The 24,957-nt window shown below is 37.6% G+C and carries 24 protein-coding genes; 21 read left to right on the forward strand and 3 right to left on the reverse strand.

The annotated features are described in order from the left end of the window. The first annotated feature begins 158 nt into the window (after positions 1–158). Positions 159–1,964, forward strand: a complete 1,806-nt coding sequence (locus HCJ30_RS02585; protein ID WP_185390855.1) for a methyl-accepting chemotaxis protein — start codon at positions 159–161, stop codon at positions 1,962–1,964. Positions 1,965–1,976: 12 nt separating this feature from the next. Then, a complete protein-coding gene (locus HCJ30_RS02590) occupies positions 1,977–2,705 on the forward strand; it encodes a C39 family peptidase (RefSeq protein WP_185390856.1) in 729 nt (242 codons plus the stop codon). 43 nt (positions 2,706–2,748) lie between these two features. Here the strand turns inward: HCJ30_RS02590 and HCJ30_RS02595 are convergent, their stop codons facing one another. After that, positions 2,749–2,961 carry an LPXTG cell wall anchor domain-containing protein gene (locus HCJ30_RS02595; RefSeq protein ID WP_185390857.1) on the reverse strand — a complete coding sequence of 71 codons (213 nt, stop codon included), beginning with the start codon at positions 2,959–2,961 and terminating at the stop codon, positions 2,749–2,751. A 447-nt stretch (positions 2,962–3,408) separates the two neighbouring features. On the opposite strand from HCJ30_RS02595, the gene glmS reads away from it, so the two are divergent. The 5 genes from glmS to HCJ30_RS02620 all read left to right on the forward strand — a co-directional run bounded on the left by glmS (position 3,409) and on the right by HCJ30_RS02620 (position 8,752). Next, positions 3,409–5,214, forward strand: a complete 1,806-nt coding sequence (gene glmS, locus HCJ30_RS02600; protein ID WP_185390858.1) for a glutamine--fructose-6-phosphate transaminase (isomerizing) — start codon at positions 3,409–3,411, stop codon at positions 5,212–5,214. Positions 5,215–5,327: 113 nt separating this feature from the next. Continuing rightward, positions 5,328–6,065, forward strand: a complete 738-nt coding sequence (gene ribC / locus HCJ30_RS02605; RefSeq protein ID WP_185390859.1) for an FAD synthetase RibC — start codon at positions 5,328–5,330, stop codon at positions 6,063–6,065. Between the two features lie 86 nt (positions 6,066–6,151). Then, a complete protein-coding gene (locus HCJ30_RS02610) occupies positions 6,152–6,631 on the forward strand; it encodes a DUF6530 family protein (RefSeq protein ID WP_185390860.1) in 480 nt (159 codons plus the stop codon). 13 nt (positions 6,632–6,644) lie between these two features. Continuing rightward, complete coding sequence (locus HCJ30_RS02615) at positions 6,645–6,983, forward strand: GIY-YIG nuclease family protein (protein WP_185390861.1); 339 nt, start codon at positions 6,645–6,647, stop codon at positions 6,981–6,983. A gap of 200 nt (positions 6,984–7,183) precedes the next feature. Next, positions 7,184–8,752, forward strand: a complete 1,569-nt coding sequence (locus tag HCJ30_RS02620) for an InlB B-repeat-containing protein (RefSeq protein ID WP_185390862.1) — start codon at positions 7,184–7,186, stop codon at positions 8,750–8,752. 64 nt (positions 8,753–8,816) lie between these two features. On the opposite strand, the gene HCJ30_RS02625 is transcribed toward HCJ30_RS02620, so the two are convergent. After that, positions 8,817–10,358, reverse strand: a complete 1,542-nt coding sequence (locus tag HCJ30_RS02625; protein ID WP_260444412.1) for a MucBP domain-containing protein — start codon at positions 10,356–10,358, stop codon at positions 8,817–8,819. Positions 10,359–10,906: 548 nt separating this feature from the next. Here HCJ30_RS02625 and HCJ30_RS02630 point away from each other — a divergent pair. Next, positions 10,907–12,598 (forward strand): MucBP domain-containing protein, encoded by a 1,692-nt coding sequence (locus HCJ30_RS02630; protein WP_185390863.1) that lies wholly within the window; start codon positions 10,907–10,909, stop codon positions 12,596–12,598. Between the two features lie 153 nt (positions 12,599–12,751). Continuing rightward, positions 12,752–13,261 carry a helix-turn-helix domain-containing protein gene (locus HCJ30_RS02635; RefSeq protein WP_185390864.1) on the forward strand — a complete coding sequence of 170 codons (510 nt, stop codon included), beginning with the start codon at positions 12,752–12,754 and terminating at the stop codon, positions 13,259–13,261. Positions 13,262–13,364: 103 nt separating this feature from the next. Here HCJ30_RS02635 and HCJ30_RS02640 read toward each other — a convergent pair whose 3' ends face one another. Beyond that, on the reverse strand, positions 13,365–14,024 hold the full coding sequence (locus tag HCJ30_RS02640; RefSeq protein WP_069890813.1) for a Crp/Fnr family transcriptional regulator: 660 nt from the start codon (positions 14,022–14,024) through the stop codon (positions 13,365–13,367). 261 nt (positions 14,025–14,285) lie between these two features. On the opposite strand from HCJ30_RS02640, the gene HCJ30_RS02645 reads away from it, so the two are divergent. From HCJ30_RS02645 to HCJ30_RS02700, 12 genes are all read left to right on the forward strand, one after another. Further along, the gene (locus tag HCJ30_RS02645) at positions 14,286–14,663 is read left to right on the forward strand and encodes a GntR family transcriptional regulator (protein WP_069009251.1); all 378 of its coding nucleotides are present in this window, start codon (positions 14,286–14,288) and stop codon (positions 14,661–14,663) included. Then, positions 14,647–15,336, forward strand: coding sequence for an ATP-binding cassette domain-containing protein (locus HCJ30_RS02650; RefSeq protein ID WP_185390865.1), 690 nt, complete (start codon positions 14,647–14,649; stop codon positions 15,334–15,336). The genes HCJ30_RS02645 and HCJ30_RS02650 overlap by 17 nt, the downstream gene beginning before the upstream one ends. Continuing rightward, positions 15,333–16,037: an ABC transporter permease gene (locus tag HCJ30_RS02655; RefSeq protein WP_185390866.1), complete on the forward strand. Its 705-nt coding sequence runs from the start codon at positions 15,333–15,335 to the stop codon at positions 16,035–16,037. The genes HCJ30_RS02650 and HCJ30_RS02655 overlap by 4 nt, the downstream gene beginning before the upstream one ends. 14 nt (positions 16,038–16,051) lie before the next feature. After that, positions 16,052–18,052 (forward strand): ABC transporter ATP-binding protein/permease, encoded by a 2,001-nt coding sequence (locus HCJ30_RS02660; RefSeq protein ID WP_185390867.1) that lies wholly within the window; start codon positions 16,052–16,054, stop codon positions 18,050–18,052. Between the two features lie 28 nt (positions 18,053–18,080). After that, positions 18,081–18,584: a hypothetical protein gene (locus tag HCJ30_RS02665; RefSeq protein WP_185390868.1), complete on the forward strand. Its 504-nt coding sequence runs from the start codon at positions 18,081–18,083 to the stop codon at positions 18,582–18,584. A gap of 375 nt (positions 18,585–18,959) precedes the next feature. After that, entirely contained in the window at positions 18,960–19,397 is a 438-nt protein-coding gene (locus HCJ30_RS02670; RefSeq protein WP_260444413.1) for a hypothetical protein, read from the forward strand. Between the two features lie 270 nt (positions 19,398–19,667). Beyond that, complete coding sequence (locus HCJ30_RS02675) at positions 19,668–20,126, forward strand: hypothetical protein (RefSeq protein WP_185390869.1); 459 nt, start codon at positions 19,668–19,670, stop codon at positions 20,124–20,126. Between the two features lie 185 nt (positions 20,127–20,311). Then, on the forward strand, positions 20,312–21,133 hold the full coding sequence (locus HCJ30_RS02680; protein WP_185390870.1) for an SGNH/GDSL hydrolase family protein: 822 nt from the start codon (positions 20,312–20,314) through the stop codon (positions 21,131–21,133). After that, positions 21,105–22,010, forward strand: coding sequence for an ABC transporter ATP-binding protein (locus HCJ30_RS02685; RefSeq protein WP_185390871.1), 906 nt, complete (start codon positions 21,105–21,107; stop codon positions 22,008–22,010). The genes HCJ30_RS02680 and HCJ30_RS02685 overlap by 29 nt, the downstream gene beginning before the upstream one ends. Next, a complete protein-coding gene (locus HCJ30_RS02690; RefSeq protein ID WP_185390872.1) occupies positions 22,003–22,983 on the forward strand; it encodes an ABC transporter permease in 981 nt (326 codons plus the stop codon). The genes HCJ30_RS02685 and HCJ30_RS02690 overlap by 8 nt, the downstream gene beginning before the upstream one ends. Before the next feature lie 126 nt (positions 22,984–23,109). Continuing rightward, complete coding sequence (locus HCJ30_RS02695) at positions 23,110–23,997, forward strand: VOC family protein (protein ID WP_185390873.1); 888 nt, start codon at positions 23,110–23,112, stop codon at positions 23,995–23,997. Beyond that, entirely contained in the window at positions 23,997–24,956 is a 960-nt protein-coding gene (locus HCJ30_RS02700; protein WP_185391573.1) for a ring-cleaving dioxygenase, read from the forward strand. Before HCJ30_RS02695 ends, HCJ30_RS02700 begins: the two co-directional genes overlap by 1 nt. Position 24,957: the final 1 nt, after the last annotated feature.

Genomic DNA, 24,957 nt, shown 5'->3' on the forward strand with positions numbered 1-24,957 from the left:
AATAAATAAAAAAATAACATTATCACCCATTTCACACCGATATTCGCTAGTTTCCACAATGTTTTTTATTAAAACTAATTATTTTACAATAAAATATAGAGTTTTTTAAAAAAATATGAGATAATAAACTAGAATTAGAGAATAGGAGTGTGGAATGGGTGAATTTAATTAAAAATCGTAAATTGAAAACAAAATTAAGCATCAATATTGTTATAACCACCATCATGTTAATCGGACTTGGCGCAACTAGTTTCCTAGGATTTCGTCATGTAGCAACACTTTCAGATAATATGGTTGATAATAATGTCGCACCGATGAAAGAAATCGCAAAAATCCAAACAAACATGGCGCAAATCAATATCGACATCCTGACCATGTTCGACACTATTAACGGAAAATCAACCCTTATCAAAGATATTGATGATTTGTATGCCGAGAATGACCAAGCAATTCATAATTTCAAAAAAGCCAATTTAACAGCGGAAGACAAAAAGCAATTAGCCTATTTTGAAGAAAAACTAGCAGACATGAAATCAGCCGCATCCTCTGTAATCAGTGATACATCAAGCGCATTAGACGACGCAGAACTACTAGGAGCGCAAAACAGATATTACCAAAACGTCAAAACAAAATTTGACGATGCAACAAAACAGTTAAACGTTTTAAATGACATGAACTACAAAGAAGTCGAAAATTCCTCGCAAGCAATTTCCGATTTTGGTGTAAAAATCAGTTTAATTTTCACAGCAGTAATTATCGCCGTGCTAATTTCACTATTCATTTTCAACGCCTATATTACTAGAGTTATTCTAAAAGGAATTCGTCATCTGCAAACAGCCGTACATAAAGTAGCGAGTGGCGACCTATCTTACCGCAGCACTTACAATGGTAGAGATGAACTGGGCGACATCACTAACGACTTGAACGAAATGAGCGAAAACCTCCGCCTAATGATTGAAGACGTTAAAAAAGCCTCCACAGATGTGAAGTCCTCAAGCGACAACGTCATTATTAGCTCTGAAATTATTTCCGCGATGACAACTGAAATGGATATCGAAATGAAAATGATGGGCGAACAAATCCAAACGCAAATCGGTAGCATGAAAGAAAGCACTGACGCGATGGATCAAATGACAGGCGGCGTTCAAAACGTAGCTGAATATGCCCTTAAAGTATCTGACCTAACAAAAGACTCCGCAGAAAAAACCAACGACGGAATTGCCGTTATTAATAACCTAGTATCACAAATGGATCGTATTAGCGGTGTTATGCGTTCAAGCACAGACGTTGTTTCCCAACTAGTTAACCGCGTTGGTGAAGTCGAAAAAGCGCTAGATACCGTTACAAATATCGCTGACCAAACAAACTTACTGGCCCTAAATGCAGCCATCGAATCTGCGCGCGCCGGAGAGCATGGCCGTGGTTTCGCAGTCGTAGCCGAAGAAGTCCGGAAGCTTGCGGAACAATCGCGCCTTGCTGTTGTAGATATTAATACCGTCCTGAAAAAAATCCAAACAGAATCAAAAACAACCATCGAAGTAATGAACACAGGTCTTTCCGAATCCGAAGCGGGCCAAAAAATCATTTCCGAAACAGAGGCAACTTTCACAGATTTACTCAACCGTGTCAATGATATTTCCGCCCAAATGCAAAACGTCTCCCAAGAAACCGAAGAAATGGCTGCTGGAATTGAAGAGGTTAACACATCGATTAGTGACGTAACAGAAATCTCCAACCAAATCGGTGAAAAATCCACTGCCGCACTTGAATTCGCGGAAGTAAACAAAATGAAAGTGGACGAGCTCGTCATTATCTCCGAAGAAATGCAAAAAATTTCCGGTTCATTAGAAGGGTATATCGCCAACTTCAATACCGAAGTGAGCGAAGAAACGGTCGAACTAGCAGAAGAAACAGAATCAGAAACAAAAGATCCAGGAGAGCCAGTCCTAGCAGAAAATGTCTAGGTAGCATGTATCATGCGAATTTGGATAAAATCACTGCTTGTTATTACAGCGTGTATATTTAGTTTGACCCTTCTAAATACGAAATATACCTTTTATTCACCAAGCGTCAAACTCGAAAGCGCCAAAGTAGTTTACAAACTAGACAACGAACCTTTTAATGTAAGATTAGACGTCCCTTTAGTGAATCAAATGGATGCTCCGTCCCTTTTTAATGGCTGCGAAGTTACAAGTCTAGCGATGCTCTTACAATTCGCTGGGAAAAACGTAACGAAAAACGAGCTAGCAAATAATCTCCCATCCACGCCAATCGAACAAAACGGTTTACACGGCAACCCGGATAAAGCATTCGTTGGGAGCATTAACGGCGATAGTCCTGGACTTGGTGTAAATCATGCGCCAATCGCCAAACTAGCAGCGAAATACGTTAACGAAGCGCACGTCCATGATATTAGCGGCAACAGCATCCACGATATTATCACCGTACTAAGCACCGGTGCACCAGTTTGGATTATCACCACAACCGATTACCATGCTCCAAAAAACTGGCAAACCGTGCAAACCAAAGAAGGTACAAAGAAAATCACTTACTCGATGCACAGTGTCGTTATTACCGGTTTTGATAAAAATAATTTTTACATTAACGACCCATACGGACATAAAAATCGCGCTGTGAAAAGAAGCGTCCTAGAAGAAGGTTGGTCCGCAATGGGCAAACAAGCCATTTACCTAAGTCGCCCATAAAAAAATCGTTTGAAAGCATGATGAATGCTCTCAAACGATTTTTTTAAATTCTTTTCTTAATAAATAGTACTACAGCAAGCACTACAAGAAGTACTCCAATAACGACCGGCCAAACCGAAAATGCATCTCCAGTAGAAGGAAGTAGGGAAGCATTACTTGTATTCTCCAATGCGGAAGCTGTATTAAAACGGAAATAAATCAACCCAAGTGAAATAATAACAGCAATACTAGCGACTATTTTTTTGGTAAAAACCATTCAGCTCGCTCCTTTTCATATCATATCTATATTATTAGGCATTTGCTATTTTTTGTCAATGTATAGACCAATTTTAATCAAACGGCTTTATATAATGCTTGACCTAGTATACATATTATTGTAAAATGAATTTGTTTCCTTGAAAAGTAATGAAGGAGGATCGTACAATTAAATAGAAGCGCCAGAACTGATTGGGACGAAAATGCTTGAAGGTGAAATTCCTGAAAAGTAACGAATCAGTTGACGAGGAGGAGATTAATCGAAATTTCGGCGGGAGTCTCCCGGCTGTGCATGCAGTCGTTAAGTCTTACTTACAAATCATTTGGGCGACCAAGTGGACAGAGTAGTAATGAAACATGTTTTTTACCCCTCCAAGGAAACCAAAAAATCAAGAGGGCTTGAAATTGGACAAGTCTGCCCTCAAGTTAATTATTGGAGGAATTTATTATGTGTGGAATCGTAGGATATATTGGAACAAACAATGCAAAAGGCATTTTATTAGAAGGACTTGAAAAATTAGAATACCGTGGTTATGATTCAGCTGGAATCGCCTTACAAAACAGGGACCTAGTAACCGTTGTCAAAGAAAAAGGGCGGATTGCAGATCTTGCAAGCCTAGTGCCAAACGACGCATTCGGTACTACTGGAATAGGTCATACACGCTGGGCAACTCACGGCAAACCAAATCACGAAAACGCCCACCCGCACCAAAGTAAATCTGGTCGTTTTACGATTGTTCATAACGGCGTAATCGAAAACTATACCCTTTTAAAAGAAGAATACTTAAAAGATCATTCCTTTATTAGTGATACTGATACAGAAGTAATCGTGCAGCTTATCGAACTTTTTGCAGCAGAACTTTCTACTAAAGAAGCGTTCAAAAAAGCGTTATCGTTACTTCACGGTTCTTACGCAATCTGCTTAATCGACCAAACCGATACAGAAACACTTTACGCAGCAAAAAACAAAAGCCCATTACTAATCGGAAAAGGCGAAAACTTCAACGTAATCGCAAGTGACGCAATGGCCGTACTGAAAGAAACCGACGAATTTGTGGAAATTATGGACAAAGAAATTGTTATCGTCACAAAAGACGGCTTCACTTTAGAAACATTAGAAGGCGAAGAAGTGATTCGCGCGAGCTACAAAGCAGAACTAGACGCATCCGACATCGAAAAAGGTACTTACCCGCACTACATGTTAAAAGAAATCGACGAACAACCAGCTGTAACTCGTAAAATCATCCAAGCATACCAAAACGAAGCTGGCGAAATCAACGTCGACCAAACAATCATTGACGAAATCTTATCTTCTGACCGCATTCACATCGTTGCTTGCGGAACGAGTTATCATGCCGGCTTAGTCGGAAAAAACTTAATCGAAAAAATGGCTAAAATTCCGGTAGAAGTACATGTTTCGAGTGAATTTGGTTATAATTTACCACTAATGTCGAAAAAACCATTATTCATTTTCATCACGCAAAGTGGCGAAACAGCCGATAGCCGCCAATGTCTAGTGAAAGTAAAAGAACTCGGCTACCGCACATTGACTTTAACAAACGTCCCAGGCTCGACACTTGACCGTGAAGCGGATCATTCGATGTATTTATATGCAGGACCAGAAATTGCCGTTGCATCAACTAAAGCCTATACAGCGCAGATTTCCGTCTTGGCGGTACTTGCTGTTTCACTTGGTCGCGAACTTGGTGACGCAGAAGCGCTTAAAATTAATTTAGCTGCTGAATTAGGAATTGTAGCAACTGCAATGGAAGCAATGGTTTCTAGCAAAGAAGTTATCGAGCATATTGCCGGTGAATTTTTAGCAACGTCTCGCAATGCTTTCTTCCTGGGTAGAAATATTGATTATTTCGTAGCCATGGAAGCGGCTCTTAAACTAAAAGAAATTTCGTATATCCAAGCAGAAGGTTTTGCAAGCGGGGAACTAAAACACGGAACAATCGCGCTAATTGAAGACGGTACACCAGTTTTAACGCTTATCACACAAGAATCAATCAACTGGAATATTCGCGGAAATGTTAACGAAGTATTAGCACGCGGAGCCAAAACATGTGTATTCGCAATGGAAAACGTCGCGCAACCAGGTGACCGTTTTGTTATTCCGCAAGTGCACCCGCTCTTAACACCGCTAGCAAGTGTCATCCCTTGCCAATTACTAGCATACTATGCAGCACTTCATCGTGATTGTGATGTCGACAAACCAAGAAACTTAGCCAAAAGTGTCACAGTAGAATAAATTTTTTCAAGACCTTTTCGAAACTAGAAAAGGTCTTTTTTTACGTAATCAATAAATTTGCACCGCGCCCTTGTTATGCTTTAAACTTAAAGAGGAATGGGGGAAATCAGCCAATGGAAGTATCACACGTAACACTCGAACCAAATAAAGATAGTCGACCCGCAGTTTTAACAATCGGTAAATTTGACGGAGTACATCTCGGTCATCAAACCATTTTAAATACAGCTTTATCCATCAAAAAGGAAAACGAAATACTAACAGCTATCAGTTTCAGCCCGCACCCACTTTGGGCTTTAAAACAAATCGAAATATATCGCGAAATGCTCACACCAAGAATGGAAAAAGAACGCTGGCTCGCACATTACGGCGTAGACCATTTAATCGAAACAGCTTTCACGCCAAGATACGCCGAAACAACACCAGAAGAATTTGTCACGGATCATTTGACCAACTTGAATTTATCGCATATCGTCGTCGGTTCTGAATTTAATTTCGGCAAAGGACGCGATTCGGACGTAGACTTACTTCGGGACCTTTGCGAGCCCTATGGTATTGGTGTCACATCCGTCCCAGTGATTGAAACCAACCAAACAAAAATCAGCTCCACCAACATTCGAGCTTTTATTCGGCGCGGCCATTTCATAGAGGCAGAACAACTCCTCGGACATCCATGGTACATTACCGGAACCGTGGAAAACGGCGAGATGACAGACCTAGACGATTACGTTCTCCCAGCAACCGGCACCTATCAAACGGATGCAGGACTTGTAAAAGTTACGAACAATCGCACTATCCAAGTCGATTTACCAGACGGCTTGCAACAATTACATATGAAAAACGAACTTTCCTAACAATATGGAAAGTTTTTTCTTTACATTTTATGAAATTAGTAATATACTAATTTAGTAAATTACTAAAATTTAAAAGGAGAAATCTCATGAAGATTCCAACTACCTTAAAACATAAACCAGTGATTGTTGTCGAAAATTACGAAGAAGTGGACGGCAAAAATGCGTATCACTCTGATGCCAAAGGACTTTCGCTCGGACTTGCGCAGTGGAACGATCGAGGCAAAGTAGACATTTCAGCCAAAGTTTGGCGTCACACTGGTGATAAATGGTCGCGCCAATCTGAAGAACTTCCGTTACATCGCGTACTAGACCTAGCTATTTTAATCGCTAGAACCAAAGTCCATTTCAAAGATGCTTACCGTTTACCCAATTTTTATGATAAAGAAAATCCAACACTTGATCGTATCGGTTTGCAAGGAGATGCGCTAACTATCGCGGTTTGTGAAGACAACGACTACATCGATGAAGACATCCAATTATTCGAACAAGTTTTAAAGAATGACGATGAACTTCTCAGCGAACGCCTCAAAACACTCAGCAAACTTTTACAAGAAGCAGGTTATTAAGGACGTGAAATTAATGAATAAAGACAACCGAAAAGAACTCATTCGCGCATACAAAGAAAAAGCCCCAGATGCCGGAGTATACCGTTTTCTCAGCAAAGAAAGCGGCAAGTACCACATCGATAACACGATGGATTTAAAAGGTATAGCAAACAAATTAGCATTCGGAGTGAAAATCGGCGCCGGAAATATGCTCCCACCAGAAATGGCGAAAGAAGCCAAGCAATACGGAATCGAAACCATCACCTTTGAAATTCTTGAAAAAGTAGATGTTAAACCTGAAATGACCAAGGACGACATCAAAGAAGAAAATGATGTATTACTAAGTTTATGGCTAGAACGAGAAGACCTTTAGGATTAAAGGTCTCTTTTTGAATTGAAATTGTGTAATAAAAAAACCATTTTCACAACATTGTTCACATCCTATTCATATTTCAGATGGATTGTGAGTGATTTATTCCTAAATTAGTACTATATCCATATATTTTGATAGTATAATATTAGAAGTTGAGTGTATGCATAGTGAATTTACTTCTAGGAGGAATAAACAATTTAATGAAAAAAATGATGACGATACTATTATTTGTTTCATCTGTCTTTATAATTAGTGTGATTAGTTCACCAAACCAAGCTTCTGCAGATACCACAGATATTTTACAAGCTCCGAAGCCAATCAATGAGATTTTTCCTGATGAAGGTGTTGCTCAATTAGTAGCTAGAGAGATTGGGAAGAGTACAACTAGTGAAGTATCTCAGGCGGATTTGGATGGCATTACAAAGCTGGACGATGCTTTTCAAAGTAGTAGAACAGTGCCTGTGATTTATTCTTTGGAAGGTGTAGAGTATCTTCATAATCTACGCGAGCTTGCTATTCCAAACCATTCTGTAAGCGATATTTCCGTATTGGAAGGATTAGCAGAATTAAGAGAGATAGATATTAGTAATAGTAATGTAAGTGATTTATCGCCACTTAGTAAGTTGACAGAAATATCATTTATACAAGCAAGAGGTAACAATATACGTGATATAAGCGTATTTAGTTCATTTTCAAAAATAAATCAAGTAGATCTAAGTGAGAATAATATAAGCGATATAAGTGTTTTAAAAGATTTCCCAGCGGACCAATTTGTTTATATTTATTTGGATAATAATAAAATTAAAGATATTAGTCCGCTTTCTGGCAAATCCTTTCATCAATTGACGCTTAATAATAACGAAATTAGTGATATTAGTCCGTTAAATACAATGACACTATATGCAGAGTATGCATTGACGGATGACTTTTACATTGATATTAGTAGCAATCATATTAGCGATATTAGTTCTTTAAAAAATGCTAATTTCAGCAAATTAAATTATTTTTATGCAGAGGATCAGAACATTACGAACCAAGTCAAAGCTTTTGCTACCGATTTAACACTTGAAAATAGTGTGAAAAATATCGAAGGAAAGGCTATATCACCTGGAACAATTAGTTATAATGGTAGCTACTCTGCTTCTACACTAAATTGGCAACTTCCTAGTTTTGTAGCGAATGTAGATTATTCATTTTCTGAGACGGTTCAGATTGGTCAAACTACAGGCGTATTTAGCGGGAAAGTCACACAACCGCTTGTTGATGGCTTTATCGTGACATTTGATAATGAAGGTTCCATTTCGACCGAATCCTACAAAAGCAATGTAATCATTTCTGAGCCAACGGAGCCAACCAAAGAAGGATGCACTTTTGATGGTTGGTATGATGCGCCAATAGATGGAAAGAAATGGGATTTTGCGACTAACAAAATGCCTGCCAATGATATCACGCTATATGCACAGTTTACTGAAACAAAAATAGAACCTGCAGATCCAGCAGTTCCGATAGAATCGGAGGACTCAACAGACTTGGAAGATTTGGCAAACTCGGAAGACACGGTAAATCCGACGCCTATTACTAAAAATGAGACGAAAGATCCTTCCGAAAAAAAAATATCAGAAAAAATAGCAACTAAAACGAAAAAAGTAACAGAAAAAAAAGCAACAAACGAATTGCCAAAAACAGGGGATAATTCACCGTACTGGATTTTAATTGGACTCTTTCTTGTTGGAACAGCAGTATTCACTTTAAAGAAAAAACAAGCATAAGTTAGTATTTTTATACGAAAGGAAAAACCGACAAATAATGTATTTGTCGGTTTTTTGGTCATTATTAGTTAGACATTTTTCGCCAAACAAGGAATGAGGAAGTGAGAACTAGTAAACCTGCAACGATTGGTTTTGTTGGAGTTTTATCACCAGTGTTTGGTAATTTTTTTATATTGTTACTAGTGGGGGTTGCGCCATTCGCAACCTCGTTTTTAGTACTATTTGGAGTAGTTGGATTAGTGGTGGAGTCTATAGTACTTGTTTTCTTGTAAACAAAGATTATTTTTTGCGGTGTTTCTCCAAAAGTTCCGTTAGTGTTGGTTGGCGTTTCTTCCAATTGGTAGCCAGGGATATCTTTAGGTTTAACATTGTAAGAATTTCCGATAGTTCCGGTTAATGTCGAAGGAGTGCTAATTATTTTTTTGTTAGAGTCTACATATTGTACTTCTAGGACAGCGGCTTTTTTTGAAGTTCTATTTTTCGTATAAACATAATTAACAGTTTGGTTCTCTAATGTATAAAGTCCGTTCGCATTTGCTGGTGTTTTTGTAAGTGTGTAGCCAGGGATTTTCTTTGGTTTGGAAGTGTATTTATCATCTAATAATCCTGTCAAAGTATCAGCTGGCGCAATGGTTTCGTCGGTAGAGCTCTTATAATTTACGGTAATATTCCCGCCAACTGGCCGTTCTTCAACGATAATCGGAACGCGCACTTTCGCAAAGGAATTGGAATCTGTTGATAAAGTACTTTTGATAGTAATAAAGCCATTTCCGGGCGTTTTCGCGACACCGTTTGAGAGAATAGAAGAACCGTCATCATCATATTTAAATTCATGTGTATCAAAAAGTGCTTTTCCTGATGCTAAACCGAGCTGGGATTTATCTGGTGTTAATTGATTAAAGTCGGTTTTATATGGCACCGTAATAGGTTCGCCGTTGTATACTAATTGATCTTGACCTTGTCTGTAATCGTAATGTTCTAGCATGTTTCCACCATTGTTAAAGTCATCAAGGTAGCCTGCTGGAATATCTGTAGTAATTTGATTTCCGCCAAGTGAAAGATTTAGTGGTTTTAGCTTGAGTGGCGGCCAGTAATTGCTAGCCCAGTTAATACTAAAAGTTTCTGTAGGAATGGCAATTAATTTATTATTTCGAAGGTCCAAACTACCTAAATGAGAGGATAGGCTAGTAAAGTTCGACGGAAGCTCTTTAATAGCATTACTTCCTAACTGCAATGAATCTAAAGCAGGTAATTGGAAAGCTACCATGGGAAATACTTGTAAATTATTGAAATTCAAGTTTAATGATTTTAAATTTGTTATTTTAGCTACACTGGCAGGTACTTCTGTGACTGTTCCGCTAACGACCGATAAAGAAGTTAGATTCTTAAAATCGGAAATTTTATCTGGGATAGAAGAAGCTCCTTCCACGTGGAGTATTGGGATCGACTCTAAATCAGCTAATGTAATATCGGCACGTTCTTTATTTAACCGGTTTTCAACAGCGATTATGAATGGCTCATTGTAATCTAGTTCTTTTTCTAACCAAGTAGCGGAATCTGCTTTTACGGTCGAAAAAATATAAGGGCAAATGGTTGCTAGTATCATGAAACAAATTAATAGGAGAAAAATTCTTCTCAAGTTGTGGCACATCCTGTCTGTAATTTGTAAATTTGTCAATTTATTGGTTAATTATATTACTTTTTTGTTTTTAAAGAGTACTAAAAAAAGACTTCGAAATCGGCTGCATTTTGTTAAATGTGTCTAAAAAATGTCGGTTTTACAAAATTGGAGAAAAGGTAATTTATGTGCTGGAAGTAGTAGTAAAAAATAGTGGAATTTTTTTTATTACCATTTTTAGCGCTGAGTGATTATTTGTAACGAATTCTAAATAGAAGTGAAATCGCTGTGTATAGTGGTTTTGTAACGATTCCTTACTAGTTTTAAGAGGTTGTTCATTTTTGCTGTTGAAATTTATTTGATTAGTTTGACTGGGAAAAAGCGATTTTTGATTAAAATAAGCATAGATTTTTATGATATGTAAATTTCACTTAATGTTCACGAAATACGCTTTTTTACTGCCGTACAAGGAATTTTACTAAAAAGAGATAGAGTATAATTTTAGTAGTAATCAAACAAATGGAGGTTAGACATTAATGAAAAAAGCTATTACGTTTCTTTCAACGATAGCGATATCTTTTAGTATTTTTAGCGTGCATCCACTTTCTGGATTAGCAGTTGAAAAGGAAAACGCGCAAACAGAAATGAAACAACAAGTGAATTCGACCAACGCTGCTACGGATATAGTTACTGCTCAAGATTTGGGAGGACAAACCTGGCTAATAAATGAAGTAAATCAACAGCTCGCGCCAAAACAAGTGGGAGTAAATCTAACGTTTGGCGACTTAGCGAAAATTACTCAAATTGTAATTACTGGACGAGGCCTTACGGGGGAAGTACCACCTGAAATTAAAAATCTCGTTTCATTAGAATCTTTACTTTTATACAGTAATAATTTAACCGGGACGATTCCAGCTGAACTTGGGGAATTAACTAAGCTGAAGGAACTTCGATTAGATTATAATGATTTAACTGGAACAATTCCTGATGGTCTTGGAAATATTTCGTCGATTGCTTTACAGAGTAACCGGCTAGTTGGCCAAATTCCTTTAAGCTTATACGAAAATCGAACAGGGAAGAATGAAGTAAATGTTTCCGGTAATCAAGTGACTATTAATAGTAGAAAACCTGAACCTAGTATTTATTCCTATTCAACTTTTGTTTATCCAGCTAGTACGCCGGAATATAACGGTCATTTGAAAGCAACGAACAGCTATTTTACTAACCTAACAAGTGATACAGTGCTTACACCTTTTCTACCCGGTAGCCCCACATTTATCGATTTACATGCGGAGTTTATGTTTGAAAGGGAACTTTTTGAAGGGCATGAGGTAACGATTACGGACGACGCATCTGGAAAACTACTTTATGAGGGCGAGTTAACTTCTGACATTAGTATTTCTTTAAAGAGTTTAAGTTCTGGCTATCATAGTATTCGTGTTGTACTGGATAATGCACCAAACAATCCGCAAAATCAAGTAACTTTTGGTGTTGACATTCCAAGTACGGCAGCAGGAGATTTAACAATTAATTACGTGGATGAAGCTGGAAAAACCATCCATGAATCACAGACAGTTAGTGGATTTGTAGGCGACGATTATGATGTAACAACGCCTGAATACAAATTGGCAATTGATGAGTATGAATTAGATACTTCCAAATTACCAGCAGATGGAATTGGCACATTGGACTACGCGCCACTTTCCGTTACGTATGTGTACGAAAAAGTGGAAGGCGCACCAGTCACGGTGAAATATGTAGATGAAAATGGGGACGAAATAACTACTTCTGAAAACTTAACTGGTAAATTAGGTAGTTCCTATCAAACCGAAGCCAAAGAAATTGCCGGGTATACATTAGATGAGAGCAAATTGCCGACCAATGCGAGCGGGGAATTTGAAGCGAGTACGCAAACTGTCACATATGTGTATCAAGCCGTTCCTGCGACACCAACGACACCAACTACTCCATCAAATCAAGTCATACCAATAGAACCAACCACACCAACCACACCAAAAGTACAAGACGAACAAAAGGTAACGGAGAAATCAGCAAGCTTAAAAATAACGCCCACACAAAGTGAAACATCCACATTAGCGGGTAAATTAAAACTGCCAACCACTGGGGATAATCTCTGGGATAGTGTGCTGTATAGTGTATTTGGTTTAATAGCAGTATGTGTCGCATTCAGTTTATTCTTCAGGCGTAAAAAACAAAATCATAGCTGAAATATATAAGAACTAGGCTGTCTATTTTAGAAGAGTGATGTGCCAAACAGCATATCATGGGTATAAATTTGAATGTTAATATGCGTTGCTTGTAGCAATGGACGGGTTCTCATACAATAGTGATAACAACTGAAAGAAAGGCGGTTATCTCTAATGTTAAACGAAAATATTAAAGCAATCAGAAAATCAAAAGGACTTTCGCAAGAAGAAATTGCCATCAAACTGAATGTGGTGCGACAAACAATCTCTAAATGGGAGCAAGGATTGTCAGTTCCTGATTCCGATATGTTAATCTCCATATCGGAAGTGCTTGAAACACCAGTAAGCACTTTGCTTGGAGAAACTGTTATGGTTTCAAAGGTTGATGACCTAAAAGCAATCTCCGAAAAACTGGAGATTATAAACATACAGCTTGCACAAAGAAAGACCGCTAGACGAAAAATGCTTTATTGGCTATTTATCTCGATGTGTACCGTTATAGCAATAATTTCAGCGGTCTTTATAATACTAAATAGTCCTTACCTAGGGTGGGATTATAGTGACCCTGAAACTAGCGTTATTGGAGTAGCTTTTCATACATTTGAATGGTTGTTTGTCAGATTAGCACCGATTATCCTTATAGGAGGAGTCGTTGGAATTTTTTTAATGCGGAAGAACGTATAAAAACGTACTATCTTTGATGCTTTGAAGAAGAAAATTTTAAATTGGTATAAAAAAGTAATTGAAACTAATGGAAATGATTTAAGTTATTAAATTAATATAAATCTCATATATCCAAAGAGTCCTTATCAATTCGATAAGGGCTTTTTTTGTTGACCAAAAATTCTTCTTCTACAAGTTCGGTTAGCAAATTGGATATGTTTGGCTGCGTTGTGCGGCAATATCTGGCAAGGACTGACTGGTTGATAAAGTTTGGTAACACGATTTCATTTTTTTCCTCATTTTCTGAGCCCATCTCGACGGCAAGATTTTCCAAAGCCATATAAATCCGTTCTTTCGGCGTTTTGGCAATCATTCCAAGAAGTGCATAGTGGCGAGCGAAAACATCCGCAATACTCGTCAAAAGAAAATCATTCACATCAGGTTTGATCGATAATATGTTGAGTAAAAAGTCAGCATCTATTTTATAAAGCACAAGACTTTCACTCATAACAGTAATACTATGTTTTTTCTTTGGATAAGAGGAGAATGCATCAATTCCTAAAATATTATATGGAAGAACAAATATCGAAATATAGTTCGTTTTTCTCAAATTATCCTCTAATTCGACTGCAGCATAACCCTCTAATACGAAAAAGATGTGTTTTGCCTTTTCTTCCTCAAAAATTATTTTTTCATTCATTGTATAGGTTTGCTTTTTTACATGTTTATAGTAATCCGGAAATTCTTTTAAATAGCCAAGTACGGTATCAAGTTTTTCTGACATTAGCGCCACTCCTTTGCGGATTTGTTTACCCTTTATTATACGCTATTTATGTAGAAAAAGATTTTTGAACAGTTTGTGACGTTCTCTAAAGTAGCGCTTAGTATATATTCCTGAATAGAAAATATTTTTTAACGAAGCAAAAAAGCTTTTTTTCTATATTGAATATATAAATCGTGTCAGAATCCTTTGATATAGTACATTCATAGCCAGTGTGACCCAGATGGTACGGTGATACGGACAGACAGGCGAAAGGAGGAAATGATGAAGTTTGATGATAGTAAACCCATTTATAAACAAATCGTTCATTATATTCATACAGAAATTGTTACAGGAAAATATGAGGCTGGTGACAAGCTACTATCTGTAAGAGAGCTAGCAACAAAGTTAGAAGTAAATCCGACAACCATCCAGCGAGCTTATGCAGAACTGGAAGAAGCGGGGATTATTTTCACCGTTCGAGGTACTGGTAAATATTTGACAGAAGATAAGAGGAGAATGGAGCAATTGGAAAATGACATCGCAAAACAACTTACCGAAAATTTTATTAGTGAAATGAGTAAATTAGGAATTAATAAAGAAAAAATCATCGCTTGGGTGAAAAAAGTAGAGGAGGTAGAAGTAAATGTTAGTGGGGAATAATATCGCTAAATCCTATCCAAATAAATTAGTCTTACAAAATGTGGACTTCGAAGCAAAGCCAGGCGACATGATCGTGCTCACTGGTGAAAATGGTAGCGGGAAAACGACCTTGCTAGATATGTTAGCAAATTTGAAGAAACCGGATAGTGGCACATTACAACTAGATAATGAAGTTTTCATAAAGAATGAAATCCGTCAGCAAATCGCTTATTTAAATAATGAACTTTACGCTAAAAAAAGTACTACTATAGAAGAATTTATGAAACAACATGCGCTTCTTTTTGAAAATATGGAGTTAGATAAGTGGGACCGATTACTTGCTGGATGGCGAATTAACAAACGCCTAAAACTTGGCGAACTATCAACAGGTATGTTAATGAAAGTGAAAATTGGTAGTGTGTTAGCAAGAAAAGCCAAATTGTATCTTTATGATGAACCTTTTGCGAGTATCGATATTATGGCTCGTTCAGAAGTAATGAAAGCTATTATTAGCGAAACAGAGCCAGATGCTATCACGATTATTTCTTCGCACCATTTAGAAGGAACCGAAAAACTATACAACAAACTTTGGTTAATTAAAGATAATACATTAAAAACAATAGAAACAGAAACTTATCGCGAGGCAACAGGCAACTCATTAATCGATTTCTATAAGGAGGAAATGAACAAATGACAAAAATGATTACTTTTTATTTAAAACAAATTAGTCCTATTCTTTTGATTGGACTTGCACTTATCTTCGGGCTGAACTTTCTAGGATTCACGATAAATCTGCTGGAGGGAACTGATTTGCTTTTTAGAGCAATTCGAGGGACAACGGTGATGAGCTTAATTCTAGTCCTTATCACGACTTGGAAAATCACGAAACTAGACACATCGAAAGAAAATGTAACACTTGCTTCTCTTTCTGGATTTTCAGAAACAAAGAAATTTTTTGGAAAACTATTTGCTGCTTATTTATCAGCAATTACTGTAATTTTACTTCAAAGTGCCTTTATTTGGTATTACGGTTTTGAAACAGGGCGGATTGAAGCAGGCGATACGTTATCGTTTATATCTGGAACGCTGATGATGTTTTTATTTATCGCCATGTTTGTTTGTTACTTTGTTATTCCGGTAGGTTGGTTAAAAGATCATGTGAAGGCGAGTTCTCTTCAAAAAGCGGCGGTCGTTTTACTTCCTTTTGCTATCCTAATTGTCAATTTATTAGCAGAATATTACTTGCATATTTATAACAGTGCGGGAATTATCTCTATTTTGCCAAATGGTCATTTTGAGATTTCGCTTCTTTCTATTATTTGGAATGTAGGATTATGTTCAGTTATTGCAGGCAGCTATATCTACATGAAATCTAAAAAAATGGATACTATTTGAAAGTAGGAGAATAAATGTTAGAAGTTAAACACCTTAAAAAATCTTATAAGTTAGGAAAGAAAAGCGAAACACCAGTTTTGAAAGATATTAATGTGACTATTCAAGACGGAGAATTTGCAGCAATTATAGGAAAAAGTGGTAGTGGGAAGTCTACGTTACTGAATATTATAAGTGGGCTAGATACCGACTATTCCGGACAAGTTTTATACAATGGCGATGATTTACAAGATATAGACTTAGACGCCTATCATCTTAATCATATTGGTTTTATTTTTCAAAGCTTTCACCTAGTTAACCACATGTCTGTTATTGAAAATGTCAAAATTCCTTTATATTTGAATGCTGAATTATCGGAAAGTGACCGAAATGCGAGAGCGCTCGATTTGCTGAGACAAGTCGGATTAGACGAATTTGCTAGTAAAAAACCAACACAACTTTCTGGTGGACAAAAGCAACGAGTAGCGATTGCGAGATCACTTGCCAACAATCCAGATATGATTATTGCGGATGAACCAACCGGAGCGCTTGATAGTGTAACTTCAGCTGAAATTATTAAACTGCTTAAGGATTTGGCCGCAAAAGGCACAACCGTAATAGTTGTAACCCATGATTTAAACATTGCAGACCAAACCGATGCGGTATTGCGGCTAGCGGATGGAGAAGTAATTTCATTTGAAAGAAAAAAAGAAGTTATCCAAAAAGTTACCCACAAAAACGAAAAAAAGTTACGTCTAAACTGGTGGGCGACTGCTAAAATTTCTTTTAAGAGTTTTTTCAATAGAAAATTCCGGAATTTGCTCGTAGCACTTGGGACTTCGATTGGAATTATCGCTATTTTGTTAGCATTTGGGCTTGGAAATGGAGTGAATCAAAGTCTTTCAAAGATTTTTGGAACAACTTTTTCACCCAATCAGATTACGACTTATTATAAAGAAGATGGTGGCTCGAGATCACCTGAACCAACTACTCCGCTAACGAGTAGTGAAATTAAGAAAATCAAGCAATTGTATGAAGCTGAAAATATTACTGAAATTTATGAACGAACTACTATCCAAGGAATTAAATTTGAATATGATGGTCAATATTTGAAAGATATTTCTGCCGAGATGCAAGAAGCTAATTTTAAAGCATCACGCTATGAAGATTTGACTGTGAAAGATGAGTACCTTCTAAGCGGGAAAATGGTGACAAATAATGAAACCGGAGCAGTTATCCCGTCAAGTGTAGCAAGAGCTATTCTTGGAAAAAAGGATTCTGATGAATTAACAAAAAGTGATGGTGATAAACTGATTGGTAAAAAAATAACCTTAGTTTATGCCGGAAGAAACAGTGACACAAAAAATACGGTTAAAACAGAAACAACCATTTCTGGTATTACAAATCCATCTAAAGAAGGTTTTGCTAGAGGATTTGATGTTTCCACAAAAACAATGAACGACTTTATTAAAACAACTGGTATTGAAAAACCGATTTTATCTGTAGATGCATTCACAAAAACGACAGCACAAGCAGAAGAAATCGCAGAGAAATATGAGGATGACAAAGATTGGGCGAATTATTCGATTACAAACGCGAATGCTTTCGTAGATACATTTAGCCAGTTTACCGATATTATTGTGTATTTGATTGCCTTTATTGCAGGTCTTTCGCTTGCAGTTGCTGGCGTGATGATTGCGATTGTGCTATATATCGGTGTGGTGGAACGAACAAGAGAAATCGGTGTATTCCGAGCAATTGGTTATCGAAAACGTCATATTCGCGGACTTTTCATAATGGAAGCAAGCTATATTATTATTTTAGCTAATGTGCTATCAAGTCTTGTCGCCGTGACAATTGCAAAAATAGCTAGTCCTATTTTAGAAACGAAAATTGGCTTTGAAGATATGATTCATATTTCGTTCTGGAATTTCCTTGTTACACTCGTAATAACAATTACAATTGGCTTTATTTTCTCGATTTATCCAAGTAATAAAGCAGCAAAATTAGATGCAGCAGAAGCTTTAAGATCAGAATGACCCAACTAACAGAAAAGAGGAATTTAACATGAAAAAACCACTAAAAATCAGCTTAATCGTCGTAGGAATCGCCGTAGTCATATTTGCAGGAGTGATGCTATCCTACCGTTTTATTAAATCAATGGACGTTACTGAAAATGCCGAAATAAATAAATCAGCTACAGGAGATCATGTATTACTGGCAACTCAAGGTAGTAAATTCAAAGACAGTGTAATGGATCAAGTAAAAAAAGACATGGAAGGCAAAAACGTGCATGTTTCCATTATCGATACCACAAAATTAGACAAAGTAACAGGAGATGATTATGATAAAGTAGTTCTATTCACCACAGTGCAGTCCGATGATATTCCAGAAAACGTAACCACTTTTATGAATGATAATAAAGATAAAAGTATCCATATTGCCGTAACAGCAGATTCTGGGCGCTGGGATGATAAACCGAAAGATATTGATGCAATTTCCGAAGCGTCGAAAGCAGAAAACAAACAAGATTTCGTGGACGATTTAACGAAAGCGATTTTGACGGAGTAAGACTTGCAGAAAAACCTATTCTTTTAATCGTGTCTCATAAGAAGCTTGTTGAGAAGTACAAGAGGCTGATGAATAATTTTAACCCCCGCTAAATCACTAAGTTGATTTAGCGGGTTTTATTTGGAGTTGAAATGTGAGGGAAGTAAAACCAGCAAAATGTTACGAAACTCATTCATTTCTTTTATTAGAATCCATCATATAATTAAGGAATTTGGAATGTTTGTCTAAATAAAAAATAGGTTGAGAATTTCCCAAAGAACCTTATGACAATTCATCCACACTTGCTACAAAAACGAAGATATACTAAAATGAAAGTATTGATTTGTGAATCCTCAAACGTATAGATGTATGAGCTTTCATTTTCAAAATACACCTATGAATAAATCAGTTTATACTTTTGAGAAAGGAACACACAACATGTTATTAGCAGCAAGAATTTTAGTTCGAATAGTTTGTGTATTAGAATTTATTTCAGCTTGCCACTTGTTTATAGGATCTGTTATGATGGCAGGATCTGGAGAAGAAATTATCATATTTATTAGAGTGTTGGCAGCTGGACTTGTCATTCATGGATTTATCGGCTTAGTGGTTACTTCATTTATGACTTGGTATGTTTCCACTAAACATATCATCTATCTTATTGTAAGTGGTTTTCTTTTGTTACTACCTAATCTAATGGAAAATGTCTTTGTTAATCCTATCGTTGGAGGTTTATACATTTTTGCAGGCGTACTATGTATACGGTATAATGTAAAAGCTCACGAAGAGGTACAAGAGGAAAGAGAACGCAAAGAAACATTAAATATTGAATGAAATGAGTGACAAATAACGGACTAAATCTTGGTATATCATCCAGGATTTAGTTCTTTTTATGCAAAAAGAGTATCCATGTAGGTGTACTATATAGCAAGATTCGGGTGCATCCATTAGGATCTCTAATACAAGCGTAACTTAACAGTAGATGTGATTATAGAAATCACTAACACACTTGCTCCAAAAACAAAGATATACTATAATGAAATTATTGATTTGTGAATATTCAAACGTATAGACGTATGAGCTTTCATTTTTCAAAATACAACTATGAATAAATCAGTTTATACTTCTGAGAAAGGAACACACAACATGTTATCAAAAGCAAGATTGTTAGTTCGAGTAGCATGTGGTATGGAAATTGCCACTGCTTGCCTATTTTTAATAGTACCAGTTTTGGTAGGACTAGGTGGTGAGGAAGAATTTATCATACTTCTTAGATTAGTAGGAGTTGGACTTGTTCTTCATGGAATTATCGGCTTAGTGGTTGCTTCATTTATGACTTGGTATATTTCCACTAAACAAATCATCTATCTTATTATAAGTGGTATTCTTTTGTTACTACCTAGCCTAATTGAAGGTTTCAATTTTAAATTCTTTTTTTGCTTTTCTTGCTTTTCTTGCTTTTTATATATTTATGCAGCTGTACGATGTATAAAGCATAACAAAAAAGCACAAGAAGAAGTACGAGAGGAAAGGGAACGCAAAGAAGCATTAAATAATGAATGAAACGAGTGACAAATAGCGGACTAAATCTTGGTATATCATCCAGGATTTAGTTCTTTTTTATGCAAAAAAAGTAATAACCTATGCAGATGCACTTTGTAACGGGCTCGTTTAAATGAAGGAGTCTCTTTTTAAAATATGCTATACTTAGTGAAATATAAACCTCATGAAAAGGCGGGTGGTAGTAGGTGAAAAAGAGTAAAACAGTTCAGATTCTGTTAGGTTTTTCCATTATTGCATTAATTTTGAGCGTAATTGGGGTTGGATCGATTTGGTATGGGCAGAAAAATCACCAAGCAAATAATACAAAAACAACTACCCAAAAAGATACAACCGTAACGAAAAAACAAGATACCTTTAAAATAACGGCGCTCGGTGACTCACTTACATATGGTGTTGGTGACACAGAAGGCGGTGGGTATGTCCGAGTGGTGGAGAATTTCTACAAACAAAAAGAGAAAAATGTCGAGAATGTCAATCTTGCTATTAGCGGGGCCAAATCAGGACAACTTCTCAAGCAATTAGATCAAAAAGAAGTGCAAAATCAAATAAAATCAGCCAATGTTATTTTAATGACAATTGGCGGCAATGATTTGTTTCGTGGCGGAGAAGCACTGGATGATTTCAAAAGTGATGCGATTAAACAAGCTGAAGCAAGCTATACGAGCAATTTAAAACAAATTTACCAAACGATACGAAAATTGAATCCATCTGCGCCTGTTTTTCATATTGGGCTGTACAATCCGTTTATGTCATTAGAAAATGCGAGCGAAATGTCGGCAGTTGCGAATGAGTGGAACATGCAAAGTCAAAATCTATCGCAAAACGAGAAAAATATCATTTATATTCCGACTTTTGATTTATTTCAGCAAAATGGGGACGCCTATTTAGCGACTGATAAATTTCATCCAAATCATGCCGGATATCAGTTTATCGGTAATCGAGTGACGGAGGTTATTCAGACGGGAGGGGGAGAAAGCGATGACGGAGCTAGCACTTCAAGTAACTAATCTGCATAAAAAAATTCGCAAACGAGAAATTATCAAAGGGATTTCTTTTGAAGTGATGCCCGGAGAAGTTTTTGGCTTTCTTGGACCCAATGGAGCTGGCAAAACAACGACGATTCGAATGATTGTGGGGCTAATCAAACCAACATCTGGAACGATTTTAATTGGTGGAAAAGATATCCGCAAAAATTTCACGGAAGCGATGCGTGGTCTTGGTTCTATTGTGGAGAATCCGGAATTTTATACATTTTTAACAGGCCAAGAAAATTTGGCGTATTTTGCCCGAATGGATTCTTCGATTAAAAAAGAACGCATTCAAGAAGTAACCGAGCTAGTTGGGCTAGAAAAGCGGATAAATGACAGAGTTTCTACTTATTCACTTGGTATGCGCCAGCGTTTAGGCATTGCTCAAGCGTTACTTTCGAATCCGAAATTATTAATTCTTGATGAGCCAACAAACGGTCTCGATCCATCTGGAATTCACGAAATGCGCGACTTTATCCGTGCGCTGGCTAGAAATGAAGGTATTAGTGTGCTCGTGTCTTCTCATTTATTAAGTGAAATTGAACTTTTATGTGACCGAGTGGCGATTATGACAGAGGGGACGATTATTAAAACCGATCAAGTTTCACATCTTCTTAGTTCTCGCGCACAATTACGCTGGCTGGCGACTCCTTTTGAACAAGCCAAAGCATTTTTGGAAAGTGTAACTGAAGTAGAAGTGGACGGCGAATATCTCGTGACCGCAGTGAATGAACATAGCGCCGAATGGAACGAACAGTTGGTTGCAAAAGGCATTCAAGTCCATGAAATCGACAAGAAAAAACCATCTCTCGAAGACCTATTTCTTGAGTTAACAGGAGGTCATACGATTGATTAATTTAGTCTATAATGAGCAATTAAAACTTTGGCGCAAAAAGCGACTCATCGTTATTTTAGCGTTGGTGGCAATTATCGTAGCGATTTTTACGTATGCACAGTTCCGGCAGCATCAAGAAGACGAAAAGCAAGCTGGGACAAGCGATTGGCATGTGCAAACCCAGCAACAAATTGTTGACCTTGAAAACAGACTCGGTACAGGGCGACTGCCAGAAGAATATCAAAAATATTTCAAAGTGCTTGTCGGGCAACTACAATATTATTTAGATCATGACATCAATCCAAATGCTCCTGGAGCCCCAACTTTCCTAAAAACGTTTGTCGAAAATGGTATTAGTTTATTGTTTCCACTTTTTATCATGGTTATAGCGGCTGACTTAATCAGTGCTGAAACAAGTGCGGGAACGATGAAATTCCTGCTGACAAGGCCTGTGAAGCGATGGCGAATTTTGACGAGTAAATATATATCGATGTTGCTCTCAATTTCCGCGATTATGGTATTATCCGCCGTTATTGCCTATCTGATTTCTGGAATTGTGTTTGGTTACGGTGGCTGGGATGCGCCAGTTCTCACCGGATTTGGCATGAAAGATGGTGCTGTGACAACAACAGATGTTTACCAGCTTCCAGTTTGGCAATTACTACTCATGGAATTTGGGCTTGCGTGGTTTGTCAGTATGGTGGTCGGCGTGTTAACGATGTTTGTATCGGTGCTCGTCCGCTCTACAGCCGCAGTAATGGGGATTATGCTTGCTTCACTCATCACCGGAACCATTTTAACCAACCTCGTCAGCTCTTGGCCGAGTGCGAAATATTTATTTATGGTTAATTTACAACTAACGAATTACTTAAACGGCTCCAGCCCACCCGTCGAAGGCATGACATTGAGTTTCTCGATGCTCGTGTTAACCGTGTGGATGCTAGTCGCATTCGTTTTATCCTATTTTATTTTCACCAAAAGAGATGTGTATTAAAGAGCGCTTAATGGCGCTCTTTTTTGCGGTCTTTAAAAGTTACTTACTTTTTGTGAGCATAAAACTTTTCTTTTTAATAGTTTAGTTATAAACTGTAGTTAGTAATCAAGAAGGAGGTACAAACAAATGATCAAAGGAATCCATCATGTATCCGCGCTAACGAAATCATTCAGCGAAAATCATCATTTTTATTCAGAAATATTAGGGCTTCGGCTCGTGAAAAATACAGTGAACCAAGACAATATCCATATGCGCCACCTATTTTATGGCGATTATATCGGCTCGCCGGGGACTTTGCTGACATTTTTTGAAGTACCGCGCATTGGCTCAAGCTACGACGAACGCGCCTATTTCGGCAATGTCACCCTAGGAATACCAACAGACACAAGCCCTTACTGGGAAAAAAGGCTAAACGATTTTGCGATTTCTTTTCAAAAAGACGGCCAGACTTTAACCTTACAAGATCCCGACACAATGGGCATCATCCTAACGGAAATACCGGCTACTAATTCTAACCCAACCATCCACACCGATATCCCGGCCGAAAAACAACTTGTTCGAATTATCGGCACTGATTATCACGTGCCAGATCCGACCGCGACGAGCCAGTTTTTCACAAATCTTTTTGGCTTAGAAAGGCAGAATGGGGTATTAGTAGATAAGAACAAGATGAGTTTTGCGAAATTGCACGCCACGACCTCCGACAAAAAATCCCGCACTGGCCGAGGCACGATTGATCATATTGCTTATACTGTAGAAACAAAAGAAGCCGTCGACGAACTGCACGATTTAGCCGTTCGCAATGACTTGAAAATAGAAGAATTTGTGGACCGCGAGTATTTTAAAAGTTTATATATCCGCGAACCCGGTGGTCTTAGAATCGAATTTGCAAGTGCTGGCCCCGGTTTTACAATAGACGAACCGCTAGAAACAATGGGCGATAAGCTAGCCTTACCAAGCTTTTTAGAAGGAAAAAGAACAGAAATTGAAACTTATTTTGGAGGAGATTTATGATGATTAAAGATTTAAAAGGAATTCACCACGTAACCGCAATGACAAGTAGTGCCGAGAAAAACTATGCATTTTTCACAGAAGTTTTAGGAATGCGTTTAGTGAAAAAAACCGTCAATCAAGACGATATTCATACGTACCATTTGTTTTTCGCTGATGATAAAGGCTCGGCGGGGACAGATATGACGTTTTTTGATTTTCCGAATTTACCAAAAGGACGCCACGGGACAGATAGTATTTCGCGCGTAGCTTTCCGTGTACCGAGCGATGCGGCGCTGGAATACTGGTTGAATCGTTTTGAACAATTAGAAGTTCCCCACGGTGATATCCAAACTTTATTTGGCAAAAAATATCTCACATTCCAAGATTTTGATGACCAACAATTACAATTGATTTCTGATGAAAATAACGAAGGCGTGGCTGCCGGAACTCCTTGGAAGAACGGACCAGTTCCAGAAAAATATGCAATTTATGGCTTAGGACCAGTCTTTTTAACCGTTGTTTCCTTGAAAAATATGGAGGCGATTTTGCAAACAATTTTTGGCTTTAGAAAAGTGACAGAAGAAGATGGACTTCATTTATACGAGGTTGGCGAAGGGGGAAACGGGGCGCAAGTAATTGTTGAAGAACGTACCGATATCCCAGCTGCAATGCAAGGTTATGGCGGCGTACATCATGTGGCTTTCCGAGTAGAAGATCATGAAGAGTTGCAAAAATGGATTGAACGCATGAATACAATTGAAGCACCCAATTCTGGCTATGTAAACCGCTTCTATTTTGAATCGTTATATGTGCCCGTTTCAGAGCGGATTTTGTTTGAATTTGCAACAGATGGCCCGGGCTTCGCAAGTGATGAACCATACGAAACACTCGGCGAAAAATTAGCCCTGCCACCATTTTTAGAACCAAAACGAGCTGAAATTGAAAAAATGGTACGCCCAATTAATACGAAACGGAGCTGAA

Source organism: Listeria cossartiae subsp. cossartiae (assembly GCF_014224155.1).
GTDB lineage: Bacteria > Bacillota > Bacilli > Lactobacillales > Listeriaceae > Listeria > Listeria cossartiae.